Origin of the sequence: Halocola ammonii (genome assembly GCF_049334165.1) — a bacterium.
GTDB lineage: Bacteria > Bacteroidota > Bacteroidia > Flavobacteriales_D > Sanyastnellaceae > JBEGHD01.
Genome location: NZ_JBEGHD010000021.1, coordinates 13308 through 35857 on the forward strand (window position 1 = coordinate 13308; position 22550 = coordinate 35857).

13 protein-coding genes are annotated in these 22550 nt (G+C 38.5%); 4 read left to right on the plus strand and 9 right to left on the minus strand.

Translation table 11 applies throughout. From position 1 onward, the window contains the following. Positions 1-439: 439 nt before the first annotated feature. The 4 genes from ABHV44_RS15765 to ABHV44_RS15780 all read right to left on the minus strand — a co-directional run bounded on the left by ABHV44_RS15765 (position 440) and on the right by ABHV44_RS15780 (position 4082). The gene (locus tag ABHV44_RS15765) at positions 440-988 is read right to left on the minus strand and encodes a hypothetical protein (protein ID WP_459075681.1); all 549 of its coding nucleotides are present in this window, start codon (positions 986-988) and stop codon (positions 440-442) included. Positions 989-1055: 67 nt separating this feature from the next. Further along, entirely contained in the window at positions 1056-1181 is a 126-nt protein-coding gene (locus tag ABHV44_RS15770; RefSeq protein WP_459075682.1) for a hypothetical protein, read from the minus strand. A 134-nt stretch (positions 1182-1315) separates the two neighbouring features. Continuing rightward, a complete protein-coding gene (locus ABHV44_RS15775) occupies positions 1316-1840 on the minus strand; it encodes a hypothetical protein (RefSeq protein WP_459075683.1) in 525 nt (174 codons plus the stop codon). Positions 1841-2000: 160 nt separating this feature from the next. Continuing rightward, complete coding sequence (locus ABHV44_RS15780; RefSeq protein WP_459075684.1) at positions 2001-4082, minus strand: GmrSD restriction endonuclease domain-containing protein; 2082 nt, start codon at positions 4080-4082, stop codon at positions 2001-2003. A 247-nt stretch (positions 4083-4329) separates the two neighbouring features. Between ABHV44_RS15780 and ABHV44_RS15785 the strand changes: the two genes are divergently transcribed. The 3 genes from ABHV44_RS15785 to ABHV44_RS15795 all read left to right on the plus strand — a co-directional run bounded on the left by ABHV44_RS15785 (position 4330) and on the right by ABHV44_RS15795 (position 8491). Continuing rightward, a complete protein-coding gene (locus tag ABHV44_RS15785) occupies positions 4330-4647 on the plus strand; it encodes a hypothetical protein (protein WP_459075685.1) in 318 nt (105 codons plus the stop codon). A 146-nt stretch (positions 4648-4793) separates the two neighbouring features. Beyond that, positions 4794-6023: a DUF3800 domain-containing protein gene (locus ABHV44_RS15790; RefSeq protein WP_459075686.1), complete on the plus strand. Its 1230-nt coding sequence runs from the start codon at positions 4794-4796 to the stop codon at positions 6021-6023. A gap of 125 nt (positions 6024-6148) precedes the next feature. Next, entirely contained in the window at positions 6149-8491 is a 2343-nt protein-coding gene (locus tag ABHV44_RS15795; protein WP_459075687.1) for an NHL repeat-containing protein, read from the plus strand. A 23-nt stretch (positions 8492-8514) separates the two neighbouring features. On the opposite strand, the gene ABHV44_RS15800 is transcribed toward ABHV44_RS15795, so the two are convergent. From ABHV44_RS15800 to ABHV44_RS15815, 4 genes are all read right to left on the minus strand, one after another. Further along, entirely contained in the window at positions 8515-11745 is a 3231-nt protein-coding gene (locus ABHV44_RS15800; protein ID WP_459075688.1) for a type ISP restriction/modification enzyme, read from the minus strand. 72 nt (positions 11746-11817) lie between these two features. After that, entirely contained in the window at positions 11818-13104 is a 1287-nt protein-coding gene (locus tag ABHV44_RS15805) for a hypothetical protein (RefSeq protein WP_459075689.1), read from the minus strand. Between the two features lie 263 nt (positions 13105-13367). Beyond that, a complete protein-coding gene (locus ABHV44_RS15810; RefSeq protein WP_459075690.1) occupies positions 13368-13643 on the minus strand; it encodes a hypothetical protein in 276 nt (91 codons plus the stop codon). Between the two features lie 44 nt (positions 13644-13687). Further along, positions 13688-18745, minus strand: coding sequence for an AAA family ATPase (locus ABHV44_RS15815; protein ID WP_459075691.1), 5058 nt, complete (start codon positions 18743-18745; stop codon positions 13688-13690). Between the two features lie 432 nt (positions 18746-19177). On the opposite strand from ABHV44_RS15815, the gene ABHV44_RS15820 reads away from it, so the two are divergent. After that, positions 19178-20533 (plus strand): hypothetical protein, encoded by a 1356-nt coding sequence (locus tag ABHV44_RS15820; protein WP_459075692.1) that lies wholly within the window; start codon positions 19178-19180, stop codon positions 20531-20533. Between the two features lie 453 nt (positions 20534-20986). On the opposite strand, the gene ABHV44_RS15825 is transcribed toward ABHV44_RS15820, so the two are convergent. Then, complete coding sequence (locus ABHV44_RS15825; RefSeq protein ID WP_459075693.1) at positions 20987-22177, minus strand: phage integrase SAM-like domain-containing protein; 1191 nt, start codon at positions 22175-22177, stop codon at positions 20987-20989. Between the last annotated feature and the right edge of the window lie 373 nt (positions 22178-22550).

Consider the following 22550-nt stretch of genomic DNA (forward strand, 5'->3'; position numbering starts at 1 on the left):
TAGGGTAAGTGGTCCTATACCCTCATGAAAACTATTTAGGGTCTAAAAAGGCTATTAAGCTAAATACAAATCACCCTGAAAAGGCACTGGTCACTACCATTTACGATTTGGGCACTCCTTAGAATCAGGAAAGTTTCTAGGTTTTTAAACTTATGGCGAAAAACTCTGAATAGGTTGTAAATACTGCCTTTTTCCTCTTTTAGTTTAAAGTGTATTATTGAAATTACCTCACTAAATACAGGGTCTAAAGGTAGTTAGCTCAACCTCGATAGTGCAATACGGTGAGAATGTGAATTATTGATTTGTCCACCCGCTTCACTACCACTCAGTTTCACATCAAGAAATTTCCCTTATAGTGTATAACTTCAATAATATTCAGATTGTAAAGGGAGGGACTTCTCTAGATGACCACTGAGCTCTTGTAGTAGTACAATCTCATTCATTCAACAGGTGAAGACGTAATATCCAGTGTTTCAATAAAGGTATCACCTTCCAATCTTTCACTTTTGAATGCAAAAGAATATCTTTTCGATTCGAGTTCAAAGACATAGAATCGAACACCACTTCTTGTCTCCATATAATAGTCTTGCAGAAGAATCATTAACTTGCTTAGGTCACTGCTCCCAGTAGCATTAGGAGACATAATTCTCAAATAATTGTCGCACTTATGATAGGATATTGCTTTTTCCAATATTTCGTATGGTCCTAAGTGAGTATCCTCTAGCACACTCATGCTTATCTGCTCTGTCGCAGAAACGCAGAAATTATCACCTCTTTCTAGTGAAAGATCAAGTTCGCGCATTTTCAAAGTGAATTGATGAGTATTCATTTCATATAAAATCACAAAATTATATGGTGAGCGCTCGATGCACTCCCCTGTTTTGATCCATTCATTATCAACAATTTTTAATGGGGAATTGGCTAAGTCTTGTGCATAAGTCATTGATGAAAGCAATATGACTAAAAGAAAGGGGAAATACTTTTTCATTCTATCTGTATTTTGAAACTTTAAACATCTGTAATTTTCAACTTATTCATGCTGCCAGCATTTGCCACTAGCGTTTTTCGTGGTGCGTTTGCAGCGAGAGCCACTTTGGGTTTTTGCAGTACATCTGCTGGCTGTAATCGATTTCTATTTGTAGGTCGAGGGTGATGAGTTTTGCTGCTTTTTGTGCTGACAACAGTATTGAGAGGAGTTAGTGGTGTTTCGCTTGCATCTATCTCTATCCTGAGTTATCCCTTTGCACTGATGAGAAGCTGAGTGAATGCCTGACTGAAAGAAAGAACCTGCCTGATTTGTTTACGATCACCCACACTACCCATCAATACTATATATTACGATTTGTTCTATCCAAATATCTTCTTCCAGGTTTCTGTGAAAGGCTAAACCGTAGCCTTTATTATTATGATGAAATTCATAATGACTGAAGCCGGATTCTTCTCCAACATAATAATCCGAAAGAGCTTCTACTAGTGATCCCAGACCCGAGTTGCAGGTACTATGGGGCCATGAGTGCCAAATAATTGATAAGTCCTCTAAAAACTTTGTTATCTTCAAATTATCTATACAACAATTGAGGCAGTCAAAATCAACAGGCTCTACTATCTCTAAAGAGTTGTTTAGCGAGTAGTTGACCTCAAAGCCTGAACTTTCAAAGAGAGTCCTGAATTCAGAAATACTGATGTCTTGAAGGCGTAAAAAATTGAATATGGTTCTTTCAATAGACTTGCCTCCAGAAACTGAAGAGTTATCAATAAAGGTTATCTCCGAAGTTTGAGCAGATGCTGTTGCTTGACTAACTAGAATTGAGATAGCGATCCATATAAGCCTGAATTTCATTTTGCTAAAAATTTAGTTAAGGAGTGAAGACTAAAATACGAAACTCCAAATAAAACTTATGATTAGAAGCTAACTGGTTAAGCCGAATAAGCTTCAAACCAATGACATCAGCGATTGGCTCATAATTTAAAGTAAGAAGAAGAGTGAAGATAGTCGAAAACTACACAGAATCAATTTGTCCTTCAAAGGCTTGTTCTATCAACTCCATGATGTAATCTACTTCGTTCATGTTTGCTAAGCCTACTTCGACATCACCATTCCCCCACCTTCCGAGGCCTGAAACATCTATACACATACCCTTTGGATCCTTAATTTGATCAAATTCACTGTTTAGAGATAAGCGTAGTCTTTTCTTCTGAGGTACTACATCTACGAAGTTAGTCTGTGATTTGAATGCTATATAAAGCTTCTTAAACTCGACTCTAACTGATGAATCTATATTCAGGATTCTCTTTTCAAGTGCCTTATATAGATCAAGGATTTCACCCCGGAGATAATCATAATGATCGAGGCTATAAATTTCTAGTTCTTTCGCTTCCCCTGGCTGTCGATAGAGTTCGAGTCGATTTTCAGGCAAAGAAGGTCTTCTCCAAACTGTACAGGCTCTATCAGCCAATTTAGACACTCTGTCTAATATTGCGGTCTCGTCCCATCTTTTCGTCTCTCTTACTGATTCATTCAAGAACAGTGGGCTAGAATCAAAGCCACCGGAAATGGCTTTCTTCTCTGAAAAGGGTCTATCAGAAAGCTCCGAGTTGTAACGTGTTAAAGAGAGGTTGCCCAGGGTGTGTAAGTACTTATCTCGGATTTGTTGCCAGTTCTCGCCTAGCTCATTTTTCCACTCGAAAGAAAGAGATTCATTCTGAGGTAAGATGTGCTCAATAGTATAGTTCTCTGCATTCACAAGTTCTTTCCTGTTCCAATTTTCAAGTGATTCGAGAAGGTAATTTCTAGACCTAAAATTGTACACATCCTTCACCTGTAGTTCTTTGACAAACTCTGCATCAGAGGGGAATCGTCTGTAGCCGTCCATGAGCAAGAATGCAGCCTTTACCGATTCAAGATATGCTTTTCTCTTGATGCGTTTATAAAGAGTGGCAAAAGTTTTATTCAAACTGTTGGTTGGAATACCACAAATTGCTCTTCTAAAAACATAGTTAGAAACGAGGTCTATAATTTCAATGAACTCATCTTTAGAAATCTGCCCATCTTCATAATCTGAGTATACGGCCAAAAGGAATGGGTACGAAGTGTCAATCTTCAATTTTGAAATCTCCCTAAGCTTCACTTCAATTCCGGGGTCCTTCTCTTTTAACAGAGCTATACGAACATAGTATCTTGAAAATTTGAAAAGGCTTTTGATCGCTTCTTCTATGGATGGGCCATTAGATGAATTTAGGTACTGTTTATACCTTTCATACACGAGGCCAATCTTTGGAATTGAACCCTCTCTCATAGTCAGATAGTCACGAATATACCATGCTAGCAAACTGATATTTTCTCCAAAGCTCTGTTCCATGGGATACCAGTATTTCTCATATAGCTCTGTTTGTACATCGCTTGGTTGACCCATTAATATATAGTTTCGGATTAGGTCTGCTTGTGATAAGTCTACCCCTGTAGAGTTCAGACTTTCGAAGATTAGTTGAGGATTATCCTTGTCTCTTTCCAGAATTACGTCCACTATAATCAACTTTTTAATCCCATGGTAGACTGACTGGATATTATCAGCATGAATAACTCCTTTAAAGAACTCATAATTTTCAACTATTCTCTTTGAATGAGCTTCACTTACTTCAATTTCGTCTATCAGATTAGTAAAGGTCAATTTGTCTTTTTTGGTTAGGAGAAGCTTGTATTTGGAGTCATCTTTCCTATGCTTGTTCACCAGATATGTTTCCTGAACTTCTTCCCAAGTTTCATCCTCTAAAGAGACATGCTCTTGTTCTTTGAGGAAATGTGTGAGAGCTAAGAGCAATAAAGAAACAGTTGTCAACCTCTGCTGACCATCAATAACCAATAGTTCAGGTACACTCGTGATCGGAGAATTACCCGGTTTAAAGTAGACAATAGAACCAATAAAATGAGAGGGTTCAGAGGCATCATTGCCAACTCTTACTATATCTTTAAAGAGTTGATCACATTGCTTTTTATGCCATGAATAAGTTCGCTGATAAATCGGAATAGTAAATTGCTTTTTTCCATCTAAGAGATTCAGGAGTTGCGCCTGTGTTGCTTCCATAAGAGAGGTTTAGTTATTTCAACTTGTCAAGTTCGGCCTTGAGAGAAAAATTGAGTAATCGGTTAGGTGCTCCTAAAATAAACAGAAATACGAAAATCAAGATTAATTGAAGTGGAGATTGAAAGCAGGTAAAGCAAAATTCTAACGTTGTAAAATTTTACAGACTGATATACTGACACTTACACTGGTGTCCTTTCGGGAATATGAGAATTTTTGCTCCTTCAGTTCAAATTTAAAATCAAGAATTATGACAGATTTCAAAAAGAGTTCTACGATTGAAATGTTTTTAAGAGGAGTACTTCAGATGGACGAGAGAACGGTTGCTGATCAGCTGAAAGAGACCTATTCTTTTTTGGCAGCTTATGAAAGAGGTGAAGGTTTCTGTACAAAACGAATGTACCAGAAGCGAATGAAAGATGTGATCAGGCTGTTGGAGCAGGCTTTCCTTGCTTTGGAAAAAAGGAGTTCTGTGCTCAAGGAAATGGATCTTAAACTTGACCTGGAGAGGGTTACTTGTGCAGAAGATCTTTACAAACTTTGTGTAAAGCTCACGCCATTCGCCTAGCAATTAAGTTATTGAGATAGAACTGTTGCGGGCGCTATCAACAATTGTTCATAAGTGGGTTTGATAACTTTTGGTTCAACTTTAACTGAATGGTAGGCCGGAAAAGCTTTACACTGAGTAAGTTTGAGGAATTTATCAATTCGAACATGAGATTAATAAACACTTCCCAGCCTTCAACTCCCTCAGGTAATAAAACTCATGAATCAAAAAAGGCAATTATCTGCATTGATGAGTTTGGCAATTCGCATTTGGACTTATCTAAGGACGGAACCTTTAGCCATTTCGTGTATACGGCAATAGTTTTAGATGAAAAGAACAAAGAGAATGCTAGGCAAATAGTGGATGAAATTCGCAAGAGCTTTAGGCTGGGGGGAGTAATTAAGTCAAAGAATTTAGGAGACAAAAAGCACTTCAAGAAACGATTGAATATATTGAACTACCTGGTGGAGAATTTGGACTTTACCATTGATGTATTGGTTATAGATAAAAAGCTTTTAGACCAAAAAAGAGGTGGATTGCGGCACAAGGAGGTTTTCTACAAGTATTTTCAGAAGGTCTTCGTGCAGAAGTACAATGATAGATTCGAGTCATTTCAAATCTATGCTGATACAGTGGGTAGCACAGATTATGCTGACGAATTGGCAAGGTTTGTCAATGAGAAATCGGTAGTTAGAGATTTGTTTAATCCTGAAAGAAATTTTGAGCTAATAAATGATCAAGATGAAAATCTTGTGCAGTTAGCCGATTTGATCGCTGGCTCTCTGGGAAGAGTCTATTGTAGTAGCCATGTTTGTAAAAGTCCGAAGGATATTTATGATGTGCTGCATCAACGATTATCAATTGAACGCTTTCCATTACAAGCACAAAAAAGAAGTGCAGCATCAATTGAAAATCCTGATTTGGATGTAAAAATTAGAAAAATCGGAGAAAAGGCGATAACAGACTATCGAAATGGAGGTGCGAGGAAGGGGTGTGTTAGAAGGACTTCTCTGCATTTGAGACTTTTAGAGTATTTGGAACAACAAATGGAAATGGACAGCTATCGATTGACGCCCAGAGAGGAAATATTAGCGTATTTCAAGAACTTCACGGAAAAAGTAACAGAGGATAAACTGAGACAGCTAATTAGGGACGTGAGGTATAATGGAGTTTTGCTGGTAAGTCATCCTGGAAAGTCAGGCTATAAACTTGCTGCTAACTACAATGATATACTACAAAACTTTGAACACTTTATGGTTTACATTGAACCAATGTTAAGAAAGGTGGAAGTAATGAACGAGGCTTTATCTCGATACTCGTTTAATGAAGTAAATCCACTAGAAAAGGAAAAAGAGTTGGCACCTTTGGAGAGGTTACTTGCACAGCTGACAAAGTAATCTAAGCCATCAGAAATTGAATTACATGAGAATTTTTCAAAATATTTTATTTGTCATAGCTTTGGTATAATTTGGCAGATCCCTGCATTTTGAACTATCTTTAAGTGATCTTAACCGAATTAGCTATGAAAATATCAACAACTATTCTCTTTCTTACTACACTGTGTTTTTTTGTATGTATCGAGAATTGCATATCGCAAAGTTGGATTCCCTTAGGGCCAGATGAAAACAATCAGGTATCTTTTTCTGAAGCAACATATACAGATATCGCAATAGATCAAGAAGGAGTAATCTATGTCGTTTTCAAAGACCTTCTTCATGGATCCAAAGCTACTGTTAGAAAGTACAATGGTGTTTCTTGGACTAATGTTGGAACACCGGGTATTTCAGAAGATGATGCTTACTTCACCGATATTGAATTAGACTCCAATGGCCTGCCATTGATTGCGTACCAAGATCATGCGCATGGATTAGGAGCAACAGTGAAGTATTTTGACGGAGCTGAATGGGTCTCTATAGGGTCACCTGGATTTTCTGCAGGAGAAATTCAAACCATTTCTTTAGAGGTGACCTCCGAAAATGAACCAATCGTGGCATACGTTGATGTGGAGAACGGCTCCACACTTACAGTCAAAAAATACACTAATGACGAATGGCTGACATTAGGCACCGTAGGGTTCACTGAAGGTGAGGTAGCTGATCCATCGCTGGTACTTAATCAAAATAACACTCCTTTCGTGGCTTACAAAGACTATTCTGCCGAGTCAAAGCTCACTGTAAAAAAATTAGTTGAAGGGGACTGGTTGTCTATAGGAGGCGAAGGTGTTTCTAATGGGGAGGCTAGTGATATTTCAATTGATTTTGATCAAGAGGAGAGTGTCTACGTTGCATTTCAGGATGCTAGTCAATCAGGTAAGGTAACAGTCATGCACTACATTGATAACACATGGCTGGAACTAGGATCGCCCGGTTTTTCCCAAGGTGCTGCAAAATATATTGACCTCAAAATTGATAGTAATAACCTGCCTTATGTTGCATATCAGGATGAAGGTTATGATGAAAGAGCAGCGGTTAGTCTGTATGATGGAAATGAATGGCTGGACATTAGCAATGCTGGAATTTCAATAGAAGACGCTTTTTCAACAAAAATTGCACTAGATAACAACAATCAACCTTTTGTGATTTACAGAGATATAGGTGCATCAAACCGCGCATTTGTTAAACGAAAAAATGATAATAACAATTGGGAAACTGTTGGTAGTGATCCCTTCTCAGCTGGAACAGCAAGTCTAGCTCCGATAGTGATAAATTCGAATGGAATTCCTTATGTAGCATATCGTGACGGTGCCAATAATGCAAAAGCGACAGTAAAAAAATTCACAAATAATACATGGACGACTGTTGGATTTGAAGGTATATCCGAGGGGTGGGCCTTCAACGTTTCACTTGCGATAAGCCCTGATGACATACCATATGTTGCCTATACGGATTATGAGCATGGTCAAAGAATCACTGTTCAAAAATATGAAGATGCCACTTGGCAGCTGGTTGGCCCACCAGGATTTACTGATTCTCAAGCAAGTGGTGCTTCAATTGTTTCGGACACTGAAGGCAATATATATGTCGGGTACAGAGACTATTCGAATGGTATGGATGGAGACATATCTGTTCAAAAGTATAATGACTCTGAATGGGAGGTTGTAGGAAGTGCGGGCTTGGTGGGTGAATCAGCTTCAGATCTTCACCTTGAAATTGATATGGACAACAATTTATTTATCAGCTACAAGAAACATAGCACCGGGAAAATCAGTGTAAAAAAGTACGAAAATGGAGAGTGGTCGTTTGTGGGAGATGAAGGAATAAGTGCGGGAAATGCGTTTCATTCATCTATGACAGTAGATCAAACAGGAACCCCCTATGTAATCTATAGTGATAATGGGTATACTGACAATGGAATACCTTATGGGAATCGCGCCACAGTGAAGGTTTTTAATGGTAGCTCATGGGAAACTGTTGGTAATGAAGGGTTTTCAGATGGAGTGGCTAGATACACTTACTTGAGCATTGACAATTTAGGAGTCCCATATGCAGTTTTTCGTGATCAGGGAGTGAACAGTAGAGCAGTTGTTGAAAAATTCAATGGTAATTATTGGCATACAGTAGTTTCCGAGAGTATTTCCATTGGAACAGCATCCTATCCTTCGATTGCATTTGATTGTAACAATATTCCCTTTGTCGTATTCAATAGCGGTGGAGCATGGGGATATAAGCTCAGTGACTATTGTACTGCAGCGGACCTTGACTATAACCTTCAGGTTGACACTTCTGATTTGCTTTTGTTAATCGGCTCTTACGGATGCTCCTATGACAACTGCCAACACGATATAATCCTTGATAATCAAGTTGATACGAATGATTTGTTGATTTTGATCGCACACTACGGCACTTCGTGTAGTTCATGCAACTAATATAGATAGCAAATAACGAATTTTTAAGAAGGTTTACTAGAGGTTAAATTGATTCCATCAACCTCCCTCATAATCCTATCCGTCTCCGCTAATGCTACAATGATCTTCTGGTAGTGTCGGATGTCATCAATTGACAGCTCCCGGCCTTTTCGGTCTTTGAGCCATTTTTGAGCTGGTTGATAGCCCCCTATGTAAAACTCCCAGGCCACGAGTGGGACTTTGTCGAAGTACTGGTCATCATTAATCCAGACTTTACCGTGTGTTTCATCTGTTGGTTCAAAACCGGGGCTGGTTTTGGTGATTTTCCTGGTGATTATGTTGTCACCAGCTTCAGGATAGGTGGTGATGAAGTCTTCTACTATTGGATGTTCCAGCAGGTGGATCTGGCGCAGCTCACCACCGAGGTTTACCAGTTGCCAAAATTGCTCTGGATCTTCAGGGTAAGGCACGCGTGGAAAGTCGATCTTTAAGAACTCCTTGTATTTTTCGCGATAAGTCGGACTGTGAAGTACAGAATAGATGTAATCCAGCAAATCGATAGGAGCAATCATATTTTTCCCCTTTTCTCTATCTTCCGGCTCGTCAACAAACTCCATTTTGAGCTTTTGGAGGAACTTACCTACAATATCCTTGTTGAGATTGGGTCTGCGCTTTTGCTCTTCCGTGCTGCTCTGGATAGTTTCTTCGGGATATAGGTAAAGAGGGAAGTTCATAGCATTCGACCCTGTATTGGGAGAAAGGAAGATTGCTTCCGAAATTATTCGACTTACAAAAATATGTGCAAAACTCTCATCCTTAAAAGCTTTTGGGCAAAGCAAGCTTATATTCCTTTTTCCTTTTATGTGTTGCATAGTATCAATGCGACTCCTCTCAACAAAGTGTGGCTCATAATATATCCACTGGTTATCAAATGGCCTGTATGAAATTGGCTTAATTACGCTAGGGTCGAACACTTTTGCTTCAGCCTGAACATTTTCAATCTTCCAACTCTTGTTTTCTCTAATAGAATATTTCTGGATTAGAGAGGATTTATCAAGTCGAAAGAAATTTTCTATACGGGTTTCAAGTTCATGTCTGCTACGATCAATGACGAAAGAATCTCGTGATGTTACTATGCCAATACTGTTTAAATTAAACAACTCATTCAATTTTACTCCCTGGTTGTACTCATCCTGAAGCTCGAAATTCTTCTGAACCATAAAGTACATTGGAAGCTTCATGGGTAATTCAATAAAATTTAAAGTATTTACACTTCCACTGGCAAGTGTTTCATATTTTCTTTGACGGTCACCGTATAAATCCAGATGAAATACTTTACCTAATTCAGAATTCTTTTTCCTCCCAGTTTTTACAAAGAGATTAATACTCACACCCTGCATGATGTCAAATACGTTTTCGTCTTTACTCCCGTCAGGGGTTGTTTCTTTTTTCTTGCTGTTTCCGTGAAGGTCAATCGTATAAATTTTGTCATACGTTCTAAGTAGATTCCAGCGCATTCCACGAAACGTAGGATTGTCTAAAAAACCATGAGGGTTAATGAAAGCTAAGATTCCTTCGCCATTCTTTTCGATGAAATACTGACTGTACCGGATAAACTTCACATAATCATCATTAATCCACTTAGGGTTCCGTTCGTTCAATTTTTCTTTTCCTCCGGGTTCCTTTTTATAGTCCTCCATGAGGTTCATAATCCATTTTCCTTTATTTTGACTCTCACCACTGTAAGGAGGATTTCCAATCACGCACATTACTGGTGTATCCCGCTTGATGTGGTTGGCTTCATTGGCTTCACTACTCAACCAGTTGGCAAAGAGGGTTCCGGTGTCTGGGTGATGTTCTTCGAGACTATTTGTCAGGTAAACTCGCAAACGTTGATCTGTTTGTGGTTTGTAACCAGTTTCAGTCAACAGTAAATCCAGCTTCAAGTGAGCCATGGCATAGGAGGCCATTAAAATTTCAAAACCATTTAAACGGGGTAATAGGTGGTTATCCACGTACTGGCTCCAGATGCCTTCCTGTCCTTTAAATCTTTGGTGGATTTGCTTCACAACTTCCGCCAGGAAAGTTCCCGTTCCAGTTGCGGGGTCGAGGATTTGCACGCGATGTACTTCTTCATCAATACTTTCCTCACCTATAATTTTCGCTTTAGTTGTTCTCTTATCAAATTTCGGAACCTTCCGCTTTATCTTCACTTTTCCGGTATCAGCTAGTCCGTCTTTTAATCCAAACTCATCTTTCAGAATGTCATCAACAGCACGCACAATGAAATTCACCACTGGTTCTGGAGTGTACCATACACCACGGCTCTTGCGAAGCTTAGGGTCGTATTCTGCCAGGAAGGTTTCGTAAAAGTGAATGATTGGATCATTCATGGCTGTGGCTTTCCCAAAGTCTTTGAGCAAATCTGCCACGTTCGTTGCACGGAAAACATCACTCAGATCATCCACAATCCAGGAAAGGCGACTGTCCAGGTCGTAACCTGCTATGTACTGGAAGAGCTTTCTTAAGAAAGGATTGGACTTTGGAATGAGGGAGGCAGCTTCGTATCTGCTAAAGTCATCCAGAGTTGGATCATGCAATCTTGCTGCGAACATCCCATAAGCGATTGTTTGTGCATAGATGTCAGCAAAACCTTTTGGTGAAATATTGTGAATAAGAATGTCCTTAAAAGCTGTGTACTGTTCAAGAAGAGCTGGATTTACTGGCTGTTCTTCTTTTAAATCAGCCTCTAGCGTATTTTCAAATACTTCTTTCATCAGCCGAGCCTTATTTGCCATCATCTTACTCAGCTTCTGTGCTGACTTAATGGTTTGACCGTAAGTAGAAGCAAAATCCACTACCATGTTCTCAAATGACTCAAATTGATCGGGGAGTGGAGTAACTTCCTTCCCATTTACCTCTGCAATACTCAATTGCTTCACGAGTTCACCATTTCGGTATAGCCAGAAATCATGATAATTGGTGATAATCAAATTATCCAGCGATTCCCGGTACCGTTCGAACTGTTCTTTGTAGGTCTTACTGCCCAGGTCAGCACCAATGTCTTTTGCTTCGATATACCCTACAGGGATTTTCTTCTTCGTAAGGATGTAGTCTGGAGCACCACAATCGATTCGAGCTGGTTCGTTGGTGATCAGAGCATCTGGGACAAGCTCTTCAAGCAGGTTTTGTAAATCTCCACGATAGGAATGCTCACGAGAGATCCCTGATTTATAGCGGGTATTCAGCTTTTCGACATACTGATGGACGGTCATAGGTTTGGTTGAGTTTAAGTGTTAGGTTGAACAAGGTGGGTAAAAATAAGAAAAGGGTGAATAAGCCTTGACTTAGATAATGACTTCATTCAGTTTAACCTTCCAGTCAGTAAAGACATCTTTTGCGCTTCTTTTTCCTGTGTGATGGATCGATTTAAAGTTTGGTGGAGAATCTATTATTCCTTGCTTATAATGCTGCTTGAATTTGTTTCTGCCAACAGAGTGCACATGCCCTATGATCTCCTCCATTCTTCTGTATTGTTCCTCTATTTCTAGAACGTCCCGATCAAAACTCCATACATAGGTAGCGTGTGATTCAAGTAATTCCCAAATAAAGTGGATCTGATTCGCGCCAGTCACAGTGAATAGGAAACCGAAGTGGGGGTGAAGAGTAAACCTTAATTTTTGATCAGGATTGTGCCTCTTCAAAGCTAGGTACTCCAATTGTTTTTGATTCCGAACCCCTTTCTCTTGTACGAAGGTCCAAAGCAAGTCTTCTTCAGTTTGATTGAACACGTTTTGTCCACTTTCTTCAGAGCTCAATGATTCAAATATGTCATCAGAAGTAAAAAGCGTTCTGTCCGGATTTGAGTCCTGTGATTCCTTGGTGAGCTCTAATGTCCTTTTCAGCTTTACTGAATCAATGAGCTCGGGTGTGATGCGGTCGATCTGGTCAGATTGAGTCGAAACTGATATCAACGTTCCATTCTGCACTGATAGCTTAACACTTACCTTAATTTTTTCAATTTTCAGTGCCTTTTTGAACCAAGTTTTGATTGTGTCAAACTCTTTTTTAATAGTCTCATTTTTGACGTCTAACTCATAACCCTCTTGAATTTCATCGAAGAAGTGGGAGAATACCATTTTGCCATCAGCGAAACTGATCTCTGAAAAATCTTTAGTTACTGTTACAATTCTATCAATAATTGGATCCTCAATTGCTGGAAATGACTCCGAATCGAACTTCCTTAATTGTGCTGTTGGAACATCTACTTTTGGTCGAGGCTGAACATCGATATTTTCAACAATCTCCTTCAGTTTAATTGGTTGATAGCGTGTGAGAAGAGGTTCTAAATCTGGCCAATTAAACTTTGTAAAATGGATCTGTTTTATAGAGTTTTTTGATCTTTGCTTGTCGAATTTATCGACTTCCTCAACATCATAATCTAATATATTGAGCAAGAGACTTTTGTTTCCTGAATCAAGCGCTTCTAATCCGACTTTCCAAAATATTGGTTTGTGAAGCCTGAAAGTGAGATCTTTATGAGGTATGTTTGTTGATTCAATAGGGATATGAATCTGAGGTGTTAGACTTACTCCTTCATTCTCGATTTTTATGAGAAACTCTTTGTTTTTCATGTGGATTTCAAGTTGCAATAGCTCATTCTGAATTCTCAAAGTTTATTGAGATATTCAAGTAATGTAAAATCTATTTTGGCCACTTCTGGTTCCAAGCAACAATTTAAGAAATTGGGTTAAGGCAAAAGAAAAAATTCTAGTTTCTCAACAAGGTTATGATAACATCTAACTTCCAGTTGAACTCAAACTCTATGTTTCTTACGTGACTTGCAATTAGTTTTTGGTTCAGCTCAAGATGGTGGCTTCATACATCAACAAGAAGTTTAGTCCATGGTCCGAGACGCCTCATTGATAGCATCCACAATGATGCCTCTTAAATGATACAGCTCTCTAGGGAAGTCCGTCCAATCAAAACAATCAATATGGTATCCAATAGGTTCGATTTGTACAAACTGTACTTCGTCACCTCCAATTTGACCCTTCCAAGTTATCGGTGGATTCCATGTTCCTGGATTAAATGCCTGGTCTGCATTAAAATGGTAGTAAGCTTTATTATTGGGTTTGAGGACATCTATGTACTCTCCTGAGACTTGTGCCATAAGGTATTATTATGTATAAAAGTCCTCAATATACAGCTATTCACCTAATTAATTCGTTTTTCTTTCTGCTTATAGGAAATCACATTTTCTCTAAACAAATAAGCTTCTGATGAACCTAAATCCACCATTTTGTCAAGTAACCAAATAAAATCAGAAATAAGTTCTCCATTTTTCTTGATGGCTGTTATGTGGTTGTAGAAGAGTCTTTTCACTAGCCTTATTGCAGATTGAGAAGTCAAAGAGGATATTTCACGACCAGTCTTATCTTTCTTCAAAATAGTTACAATCCAGGACAACCCCTCAGGAAGAAATACCTTTTCACCAGCAGTAGAAAACAAATTGATAATGGCTTGTGCGTTTGAGTCACCAAAATGCTGAACCATTTTATAGTAAAAATCACGTTTACCCTCTAAAGCTGGCCAATGTGAAGATTCTTCTTTCCACTCAATACTCAAAAGTAGAATAGAGGTGAGATAAAGTTTTTCAGCGTTTTGAGTTTTCTCAAAAATGTACTCCCACACTTTCCAGAAATTACTGATCAGTAAGCCGTTTGATGCCTTGTCCTTAGAATTTGAAATGACCTCATCAAGTTGATATATGACCATTTCCGGTATTCTAGTTAAAAACTCAATCTCCTCTCTCCTTCTTCTATGTGGAATAAAGTCTTCGGAATATAAGGGGTCAAGTATTAAATCGATCACGCGCTTAGATACTTCAATATCAGCATAAATCAATAATTCTGCTAAGTACTGTTGAGCATCAAGAGTGGCCATTAAATTTATTTGCCGATTGGCTCGATTACCTTGAAATGCATAATCCTCCTCTTTTTTCAGGTCTCCTATGAGTAAAGGAATAAATTGGTTCATAAAATCGGTAAAAATTGATTCCTCTTGGTCGTATGGTGTAATTGCAAAGGCACGTGCTAAAAAGTAACCTTCATATTTTTCCAGATCTATTTCATCAATTGAAAGACTTAAATTCTGAGCTGATGCTAATTCAGTGATGAATTTTTGTTCTTCGATCCTTACTGCTTTTAGTCGCTCACGGTCATGATCATCGTAGAAATACGGGTTTGATTTCCTGAACTGTGCGCATTTTATGAGGCTTATCCAGATGTGCTTACTATCCTCAGGATGGTAACTGGAAAATACACTTCGCATGTACTTAACTATTCCATCTACCTCATAATCAGCAAAGGGAGCAATCATCAAATTTATCATTATAGCCCGTAGGTCTTTCCTTTCTTCTTTATCGCTAATGTGTTGAAATAGATAATGACAGGATTTGAGAGCTACCTCCTTTTCGATTAGGCTAAATCTGTTATTAAAGTTATTACTTCTATTGAATACATCCTGCAATAAGGTCACAAGTGATTCGAAAGCTGTCTCAATACACCAAGCTTTCTGATTCCTATTTAATTCCTCTTCGAGATCTCGCAAACCTATCACTGCTAAAGTTATAGGCCGATCTTGTAGGGTGTTGTATCCTTTTAGGTTGACGTACTTATTGAAACAAAGCTTCCATTTAGAAAAGGTAATTTGTGCGTCACCTTCATAAGCTGTTTTTAAAAGGTTAGAATAATTTAAAGAAATAGCCTCCTCATTATGTGCCTCCTCATTAGAGGACATAAACTCCGATACCTGCGAGTCTTCATAATGGGGCTGTACAGGAAATCCTCCTAATTTTTCATCATATTCCCCCATGACGTGGTTTCTTATGTCCATTTCAATGAGAGCCTTCTTCCAGAGGACATTTTCATTAATGCTCTTAGCCAAAAGTTTATCAAATATCTCATGAATTTCAGAATTCAATTCTCTAATGTTAAACTGATAATTGATGATAAAATCTCTAAGACCTCTACAATATTTTTTTCTATGAGGTAGTTCATTTGACTTCGACCTTACTTTTTGTGCGAATGGAATTTCGCTGTCGACAATTGCCAAGGCTGAGTTTTCTTTTAGACGTCTAATTAAATCCCACTCATAAAATTGTCGTACCCTTAACAGTGGTAGCATTTCCTCACCAACTTCCTTCGGATAAGCCATGCTAATGCTTGATAGTACACTTGAGATCGCGACATTATTACTGCGCAGTAGAAGATAATTAAACGTTCGTTGAAGATGTCTCCTACTTTCTTCAGTCGTCCTTTCTGCTATCTTAAGAAGATACTCTTCGAGACTCATAAGGACTGATTCAATGGCATTGTGTGTAACGCTCAACCCTCTGTATGCTGACCATAGCTCAGTGGATCCCCATTGATTGAGAATCGTCCCATCATTAAGCTCTAATTCGAGTTGAATGATTTCAAATTTGTAATCGCATTTAGCCTTAATATAAAACTCAACTGTGTAGTTAATGAATTCAGTGATAAACTTCATGCCGGTTGAAGGGTGAGCGTATAGTAGATTTAGTATAGGAGTTTTGTAAATACCAGAAGGAAAAAATGAACTCTTATCGCGGACTCCCCAGCATTCATGACCACTGAGTCTCAATTCTCCAAATGGACGAATTGCATTAGAATAGATTTTTTCACGTTTCGGTAGCTTCCATTCTTGCCATGCGACTTGGACTATTATCTCTGGAATTTCTCTTGTCAACCTCTGCGTGTACAAACCCGAAAGACTCATCTCGATCACTGTGTCATAAAATGAGCGAAGATTCCAATTTTCTCTTATCTCCTTTCTACTCAAGCATCTATTGAAAAGTGAGACATTCTCAGACTTAGAGATGTGAGACAAGTTAAATACAAGCGAGATTAATCTTCTAACTCGACTCGTTGAGTTCTGACTGTGCCAAAATTCCTCACCTTCTTCAATTTGCTTGAGGTAAAAAAGGATGATTTCCTTTACATGCAATTGTTCTGAGTCATTAACTGACTCATCAAACCGAAGTCGGTAGTCCCAATCAAACAGAAGGTTTGTAATCGAAATTTTATGATTTTCTAACTGCTGTTTATTCTTGTTGATGAAGGCTATCAATGCACTCCAGCCCGATCCAACAGGGAGTAATAATGAAAACTTAGTATCTACAATATGGGTTTCCTTGCATGCCGTTCTAACAAGGTGGATGCATCTTGTTAATAATATAGCATTGTCCTCAAGTAAATTAGTTTCTTGTGTACTAAAGAAGGAACTACAATTATCAGATCGGAAAACTGCTGTCAATAATTCGTCAGCCCAATATTGTTCGATTGTGGAATCGCGCAATGTAGCACCAATCAGATTATTTATTCGATTGGTGTCATCAAGTATTTCATCTTCAACCCAAAGTCTAAACGCTCTTCTGATCGCTGGTTCATTACCGATTGAATAAAATAACTCTCTTGGGGCTGTATGTTCTTCATATGTGGAAGAAACGTACTTAACTAATGCCCAATCTTCCAAAATGTCGTGCGCTGGAGAATATCTTCTATCTTCATTCTCCTGGAAGATGATCTCATCTTCTTCCAATAGATTTAATGCAGCTTCATCTGCCTGATCAGGCTTCACAAACAGCTTCATTCGTTTGGCTCTCTTCACAGCAATATTTAGAAAGGCATCTTCCCTTTTTGCCGGTAAGCCGTTAGTGCGATCTGTTGAATTCTTTACGAGTACATTCCAAAGTTTTTCTTTGAATTCTCTAACAGTGGTTTGAGCAAAATCCTCATGAACTTTATGCAAAGCTGAAACCGCGAAATCAAGATATTTAGGGCACTCAAAAAGCATTCTTAATTTTTCATTCTCAAGAGCAAAGTTGAGTTGCGGAAATTCATGAACTATGGCTTCTAATTCTTCTTCACTTAGGGTAGGAACTTCCACCACACCCAATCTACCGGTGTCGATTCCAAATTTCTGATTGATCTGGTCGAAAGAAAATCTTCTTGCCGTAGCAATTAATTTAATATCCGGTTGTTCTCTGAGAAGTGCCAGAAGTTGTTTGAATGCGTTATCAGGATCTCCTTCTAATAGCTTTTCCAAGCTGTCAATGACAATAATCTTATCAGGAGTCAGCGCTAAGCAGGAAAAAATATCCCGTATTGTTTCATTCACACCTTGACTTGAAAAAACATTCGCTAAATGCGGAGAATTGAACTGATCAGCTCTGAATACGAACACACTTGAAGTTGGGTAAGCCTTGTGCAAAATTTCTTTGACAGCTGCTGATTTTCCAACTCCAGGTTTTCCTGTTACCATGGTGAAGTCAAAATTATTTATTGACTTAATGATTGACTCGTTGACATTTTCTCTCGGCAGATGAAAGTCCTTAATGGTATTATCTAATGGCTTAAGGATAACTTCACTGTCACTCCGTAATTTTTCTATTGACTTAAAATATGGATTTACTTTTTCCGGGTCAAAATACTTGTATATTGAATGCTGTTCTATGCTCCTAAGCGTAACGCTCCCACCATCCTTATTAAGTTTGGAGACGTAGGAAAAAATTCTATCCCAAATTTCTTTCTCATTCGTAGAAGTCCTATTATTCTTTGAAAGCTTAATAAGGTTTAAGAAGTAAGCTTCATCAACACTAGCCTCGTCTAGCAGATCATACTCAAGAAGATCTAAACATTTGAGGAATTTCCATAAATCTTGGTCAGAAGCAGATTTATTACCATTGGCTTTCTTTATGCTTTCACGAAAGGTTTCAAGACACTCCTTTTTAACTTTAACTCTTTCAACTTCGGAAATAAAATCTACTACAGTAGCATGAGCATTAGCCCAATTAAGTAGAGTCTTTATGTGATTCCTTTCATGCTTATTTAAACCACCTTTTATAATCAGCAATTTATCTCTTGCCTTATCAAATATGGTTGGCATATTGAAATCTTTCCAAAAAGCTTCTATGACCTCGTTGAAGGTTGCGTTCTTTTCTGAAAACGTCAAGTTGTATTTAATCTGAGCCACTAATCGGTGAGACTCTTTTGATGATTTTGATATGACCAAGAGATCATCCGTTTCGTAGCCTCGATTGGTATTTTGAAAAGCCACTTCAACTATTTCGTTTGATGGAATACTGGGTGCATTTCCTTTAACGAGTAATGTCGTTAAGAAAGCTGTCTGAACTAGTTGTTCAAAATTTGTCCCTCCACCGCCTTTCTGAAATACACTTCCTTTTTTTGACATTTTTAGAGTTGTAAAAAATTTATTCCTAAGCTAATTAATACACCAACCCTTTTAGAGGTAATGATGACAATTAACCTGAAACTTGCTATTGTTTAATTAAGTGCTGAACTCAAAGATAGCAATCCATAATCTGAAAAGCTTACTGATAAAAGCTCGATTTCTCTACGAAGCCGAGACAGCTCATTCATAGTCTTTGAGAAAATAGCTGATAGATATTAAAAAGCAAGATACCTTTGATTAGGCCAATCAAAGATCAAAAATACCGCTGTCGATTCAACTCTAATTGGGAAAGCCGAATCACGCCCATGTATCTAAATATCAATTGTGTAAGGCCGGGTGAATGTTGTCTCAATAAGATATTTTCTTACTTTTGAAATACTTAATCAAAAAAAAATAACTATGTCAAATCCTTGTACTACCCTTTATAGGGACATGAAAGAAAAATATGACATTACCACCGAAAGTGAATTCAAGTCATATTTTCACCAGATGTTAAACCTAGATGATTTAAAAATTCGAAGGATCTCGAGCATTTCTGAAGATGACTTTTCTGGCGGTGGAGCATTCAAAGCAGTTTCTGCCTTCTTCGACAGTTCTAAATATAATAATTCAGCTCAAGAGACAATTCTGCATCTTAAACAAGAGTTTTTAAGAACTGGCAAAATTGAAGATAATGAATATAAGCGATTCATTGTAGAAGTTCTTGATCCTGAGATAGCTGAAAAAGCCAACGAATGCATGAAGCTAAATTATGACGCAACATATGACGCTCGACAGCAGGAAATAGAGGCTCAGCAACAAGTTCTTCAACATCAACTGGATCTTGCTCGAATTGAATTAGATGTTGCAGAGTATGAAAAACTAAAAGATAACGGGTTTTATATCGAGATTACAGGGAATGTAGAATCAGAATTTGTTCTAAAACTTGGTTGGATGCCGCCAAATTATGCATCTTCTCCTACAAAAGTTTCTTCGATATTTTCTAACTCTCTTAAAAAAGTTGGCGCTATTAGATTTCATGAAAACACGATTATTCACCCTGGAGATGAAATACAGCAGCACGTTGTTAGGATTAGTGATGATGAAGGATTTGTTACTTTTTCGGTCAAAGGATATCCATCAGATTTAGAGTTAAAAATTCCTAGTCGCGGTGGTGGTGCATTTCCTATAGGAACTATTATAGCATCCAATCTAACTTTCTCCCAATTTAGTTACGAGACACGTAACAACCCTACAGGTGAATATGACTCTAGACAAAGTAAGTGGGCTCCTGCAGATGGCCGTAAAGTAGAAGGTTCATATTATTCCAGATATCATCCTCACGTACCAGATTTGAGAGGTCAATTCTTAAGAGGGTTCAATGTAATGGATATTGGTGTAAATCAGAATTATAGAAACGGAAAAGATGAAAATGATCGGAGGTTGATTGATGAGTACAGCTATCAAGGAGCAGAAATCGGTATTCATCAACATACAATTACCGTCTCAGGTAAAACCAGTAAAAACGGATCGCATACCCATGCTGCTGCGGGCAAACACAGCCACGATTTAAACAATAACTTACTAGGGTATAGTGGCGATTCAGCAGGGCAAAGTAACCAAGCTAATAAGCATGGGAAACCGGTAGGTAGCAAGCACCGCACAGGCGATAGCGGGAACCATAAACATCCATCTGCTGGAGATCATCGTCACAGTATTTCCATATCAGGAACAACCGATAAATCAGGTTCTACTGAAACAACCGTAAAAAATCTAGCAGTATATTATTACGTTAGAATTAATTTGTAACTAGACTTTCAAATACGTGAATTTAAAACAACTATTACGTACTGTACTTTGAACAATTCTTATATGGAAGTAACTAATGACGACATTACTCAATAAAGAACATCACCAGTCAAAAACGTGAGTACGAAGATTCAATAGGGTTTTATATACTAAGTCAAGGGTCGACTGAGTATCCTCAAATGCGTGCAAGCATTCCAGAGAATAATAATTTGATTCAAGCCATAGAGACAAAAATCTTGGAATAAGAGGCTTATGGGGGGTCTAGAACGCCTTGCTTGCATCGGCTACTGACTTTAAGAGGCAGAAGTTGTCGTGAAGAAACCCAATATTCTATACGATTTAATTCCCAACCACAAGCATTTTCCGGTGGATATATAGGATTGGAATACTCGTAACATGGTCAACCGATATCAGAATGTTCCTTCTTCGGTTGACCATGAGAACATTTTGTTTTTAATCAAACACCATTTCATTCGCTTGATCCATCACATCATCTTCAAATGACTTCAAGTAAATCTGTGTTGTGCGCTCTGTGGTGTGTCCAAGTCCCTGACTGATTATACCTGTGGCAACACCTTTTCTCTTTGCTATTGTTGCCCAACTGTGACGGCTGACGTAACTGGTCAACTTCAAAGACAAATCAAGTTCTTTTCCCAATCGACCAAGCAATTTGTTCAGCCAGCTAAGGTCATTTCGATACTCTCCGAATTCGTTATTTTCTTTTTCGATGATCGGAAGCAACAAATCGGAACCTGACTTGCCTTTTCGGTATTCTTTGACTAGCTGCTCCAGCTTTGGGTGAATCTTAATGTTGTAGTGAATTCCTGTCTTGGAACGTTGATACTGAATTCTGTTCCCGTAGATATCTTTCATGCTGAGATAGGCCATGTCTTTAAAACTCATACCCATGCAGTAGTAGCTAAACAAGAAAAGCTTTCGTGCCCATTCGAGTTGTGGATTATCGAACTCTGTTTCCTCAATCTTCTTAATCTCCTCATAGGATAAAGCTCTTTTCTGCGTGTCTTCTTTGCGGATCTTGAAGTTCTTAAAAGGGTAGAATTTCTCCTGTACAATGCCCTCTTTGATTGCAGAGTTGAAGATTGCTCTGAAGGTTCTTAAGTGGAAGCCGATGGTGTTCACTTTTAGACCACGTTCTTCCAGGTGTTCTTCAAATGCTTTTAGCTTGCGGTAGTTGAATTGCTCAAAAGGAACGTCTTTTCCTTTTAAGAAGCGAGCAACTGACCTCATGTTGTCCTGATAAACACGGGCGTTACCTATTTTACCGGTTTTGGTCAAACGTTCGATCCGCTGCTCAAAGTAGTTTAGGATTTTAATCTTTTCGACACCTCCATTCAATTTGGCCGTAATATCCTCCAGGCTATAGGGTTCGTCAATTGCGTCAAGTTCCAGAGCGATTTCCTGAATCTTTAGCTGTTTCTTCATCAGTGTGTGCTTCATCCGATTTGAATTCGGATGACTTCGATTGGGGCTCTGACTTTGCTCGTCCCATTGCTCGGGAAAAGCGGAATAACCTGTGGAGATGTATTTCCTCCTTCCGTCTTTGCAAATTCGAATGACGATGGGGTGGCTTCCATCCCTTTTTAGCTTTTTTGATTTGTACAAAATTGTGGTGATTGATAACATACTATTTGGGTTTAATTATTTCTCTGGTTTACCTCTCGGTTTACATTTCATGTGCATTCAAAGGTCTTTTCTTGCTTTCGTTTGCTGAAGTAAAAAAACATGAAACCTTTACCATGAAGGCATTTCAGAGAAAACTGAAGAAATTCAGTGAACCCCCTATTGGGTTTTGGGAGCAGGAGGTCGCAGGTTCGAATCCTGCCACCCCGACAAACAAAAGCCTTGCACTGAATAGTGCGAGGCTTTTTTCATTTGAGCCAGCTCCAAACGAAGTTTGAGGCTGAAGCAAATGAAAAAAGCCTCAAAGCGAGCGACAGCGAGTGATGGCTTTTGTTTGATCACCTCCCCCTACAGGATCACCGCAGGTAATCCACAT

Bases quoted from the DNA above. Each gene is read 5' to 3' on its own strand.
- ABHV44_RS15765 (WP_459075681.1), bottom strand. From the start codon at position 988: ATGAAAAAGTATTTCCCCTTTCTTTTAGTCATATTGCTTTCATCAATG.
- ABHV44_RS15775 (WP_459075683.1), bottom strand. From the start codon at position 1,840: ATGAAATTCAGGCTTATATGGATCGCTATCTCAATTCTAGTTAGTCAA.
- ABHV44_RS15780 (WP_459075684.1), bottom strand. From the start codon at position 4,082: ATGGAAGCAACACAGGCGCAACTCCTGAATCTCTTAGATGGAAAAAAG.
- ABHV44_RS15785 (WP_459075685.1), top strand. From the start codon at position 4,330: ATGACAGATTTCAAAAAGAGTTCTACGATTGAAATGTTTTTAAGAGGA.
- ABHV44_RS15790 (WP_459075686.1), top strand. From the start codon at position 4,794: ATGAGATTAATAAACACTTCCCAGCCTTCAACTCCCTCAGGTAATAAA.
- ABHV44_RS15795 (WP_459075687.1), top strand. From the start codon at position 6,149: ATGAAAATATCAACAACTATTCTCTTTCTTACTACACTGTGTTTTTTT.
- ABHV44_RS15800 (WP_459075688.1), bottom strand. From the start codon at position 11,745: ATGACCGTCCATCAGTATGTCGAAAAGCTGAATACCCGCTATAAATCA.
- ABHV44_RS15805 (WP_459075689.1), bottom strand. From the start codon at position 13,104: ATGAAAAACAAAGAGTTTCTCATAAAAATCGAGAATGAAGGAGTAAGT.
- ABHV44_RS15810 (WP_459075690.1), bottom strand. From the start codon at position 13,643: ATGGCACAAGTCTCAGGAGAGTACATAGATGTCCTCAAACCCAATAAT.
- ABHV44_RS15815 (WP_459075691.1), bottom strand. From the start codon at position 18,745: ATGTCAAAAAAAGGAAGTGTATTTCAGAAAGGCGGTGGAGGGACAAAT.
- ABHV44_RS15820 (WP_459075692.1), top strand. From the start codon at position 19,178: ATGAAAGAAAAATATGACATTACCACCGAAAGTGAATTCAAGTCATAT.
- ABHV44_RS15825 (WP_459075693.1), bottom strand. From the start codon at position 22,177: ATGTTATCAATCACCACAATTTTGTACAAATCAAAAAAGCTAAAAAGG.